This is a genomic window from Pseudolactococcus yaeyamensis, from assembly GCF_054658615.1.
In genome coordinates, this window is the sequence record NZ_BAAGGP010000163.1 from 1 (window position 1) to 2,289 (window position 2,289).

At 27.9% G+C, this 2,289-nt stretch carries 5 protein-coding genes; all 5 read left to right on the plus strand.

Going from position 1 to position 2,289, the window contains the following annotated elements; translation table 11 throughout:
* Positions 1 to 195, plus strand: a 195-nt coding sequence (locus ACYQ21_RS15335) for a hypothetical protein (RefSeq protein WP_460059534.1), incomplete at its 5' end; no start/stop codon positions are given.
* 145 nt (positions 196 to 340) lie between these two features.
* Positions 341 to 928: a hypothetical protein gene (locus tag ACYQ21_RS15340; RefSeq protein WP_460059535.1), complete on the plus strand. Its 588-nt coding sequence runs from the start codon at positions 341 to 343 to the stop codon at positions 926 to 928.
* A 50-nt stretch (positions 929 to 978) separates the two neighbouring features.
* Positions 979 to 1,563, plus strand: coding sequence for a hypothetical protein (locus tag ACYQ21_RS15345; protein ID WP_460059537.1), 585 nt, complete (start codon positions 979 to 981; stop codon positions 1,561 to 1,563).
* Between the two features lie 51 nt (positions 1,564 to 1,614).
* Entirely contained in the window at positions 1,615 to 1,893 is a 279-nt protein-coding gene (locus ACYQ21_RS15350) for a hypothetical protein (RefSeq protein ID WP_460059538.1), read from the plus strand.
* A gap of 306 nt (positions 1,894 to 2,199) precedes the next feature.
* The coding region (locus ACYQ21_RS15355) for a DUF4176 domain-containing protein (RefSeq protein WP_460059539.1) at positions 2,200 to 2,289 on the plus strand (90 nt) is incomplete at its 3' end.

Genomic DNA, 2,289 nt, shown 5'->3' on the forward strand with positions numbered 1-2,289 from the left:
CTTATATCCATATGCTTATTACTACTGTTTATAATTGCTGTATCTGAAAGTAAGATGCAAGGGAAATTTTTTATTACTATAATTTTGGGAATGTTTTTTGTTACATTTATTGAAACTACTGTGCGACCTAAACAGTCTATAAAAGCACGAAAAATATTAAAAAAACAATTGAAAGAAGGAAAATTTGATGATTAAAGGATACGTTTTACCACTTGAACAGTAGTGACGCTTAATTTGTAGATAAGACGGTTAAAAATATTTCCAAGGGTGTTAATAGCCTAAAAAACAAGGCTGGAGATATATTTTCTGGTTTTGGTAAATCGTTAGGAAGTGCATTTGGATGAAAAAAGTAGATTTGTTTTCAGAAGGTAAAAAATCTATAATGTTTGATTTTATTGAGAATAGACCTTATATTGAATATTTTGAAATAGAAGGAGGAAATGAAGAGAAAACAGGTTATGAATATTCTCATTCTAATACATTTTGGCTTGGATTGCTTTTAATGTCGGTGACTAATGTAATGGGATTATTCCTAGATAAAATTTTGACGATAAATCCTATTATTGGGTTAGTTGTGAGTGTTGGAACAGCGATTCTTTTTATGGAATTAATACTAAATTTTTTGAAAAAAAAAATAACACATAATCAAAAAGAGTATAGGGTGACAAAAAATGACATATATAGAGCTTTACAACATGGCAAAAAAATATGGGTTTTACGTCTGACAAATTGTTTACTGATATTGGGATTATTTTTAGCGATAATAATAATAATCTCTAGTAATAAAATGTCGGGAAAAGATTTTATTATGATTAATTTACTTGTCTCAGTTATTACCTTTATTCAAGGAACTATTCATCCTAATCAAGTAATGAAAGCACGAAAAATACTGAAAAAACAATTAAAGGCAGAGGTATTTAGTGATTGAAGCGGGAGAGATCTTTTCAGGATTTGGTAAATCATTAGGGGGGGATTTGGATGACGAAGATGAAAACAGATGTTATCGTTCCCTTAATGCGCAAAGGAGATGCCACTGTAAGTTTTGATTATGATAGAAATGTACCATACTTAATTTATTGGAAACTTAATTTTATAAATTCTAAATCTAGTTTTTCATCGACGTATATTATATTAGGTGTAGCAAGTATACTAGGCTTGATTTTAGATAAATTTTTTAGTTTTTCAAATATTTTCTCAATTTTATTTGCCTTATTAATAGGTGTTTCTATTGAAAAAATTTTTACGGTAAATTTTATAAAAAGTATAGTAAAAGAAAAAGAGTATAGGGAATTTTCAGCAAATGAAATCAAAGAGGTAATAAAAACGGTTAGAATTAATTATACTATGCTTAAGATTTTGGATGTAATCATAAAGATAGGAACTATTATTATGATTGTAATTTTTTTGACATCTGAAACAACAATAAGAGGGAAAGATATAATTATGTCTTTTGTTGTAGGTCTGATTTTATTTCTCCTTAATGATTGTGTACAATTTCGTTTATCTTTTAAAGCGATAAAAGAATTAAAAAAACAACTAAAAGCTGGGAAATTTAATGAATAAAACAGAGGAGATATTTTCAGATTTTGGTAAATCTCTAGGAAGTGTATTTGCATGAAAAAATCATTAGCTTCTCTTCTAAAAAAAACAGAAACATCAGGAATTTATTTTGATTTTGACAAGAATAGACCCTATATTCAATATTTTAAAAGTCCTACTTCTGAGAATGATAAAGAAGTCGCATATTCCTATAGCGTAACTTTTTGGTTAAGTCAAATATTAATGGGTGTTGTTTCTATTTTGGGAATAATATTAGACGGCTTCGTTCACTTTCCTGTTTTTTTAAGTATTATTTTTTCTCTTACTTTAGGGGGGCTACGGGAAAAATATTAGTAAAAATTATAATATTAAAATTTATAGGTAGAAGTGAATATATTGAAATAGAGAAGCAAGATATTGTTCAAATTATATCTAAGGGAAAAGAGTTCTGGATCCTTAGACTTACAGAAATATTTCTATACTGGGGAATAATTCTTGTTTCTATAATCTGTTTATCTCAGGGACTATTGAGAGGAAAAGACTTTATTATGTTTATTATTACAGCTTTTTCAGTGACTGCGTTACATGATATAGCTCAACCTAAACTAATGTTAAAAGCACGCAAAATATTAAAAAAACAATTGAAAGAAGGAAAATTTGATGATTAAAGGATATGTTTTACCACTTGGAACAGTAGTGACGCTTAAAAAGGGTGATATAAAATTGATGATAGTTGGCAGAGCACAATTA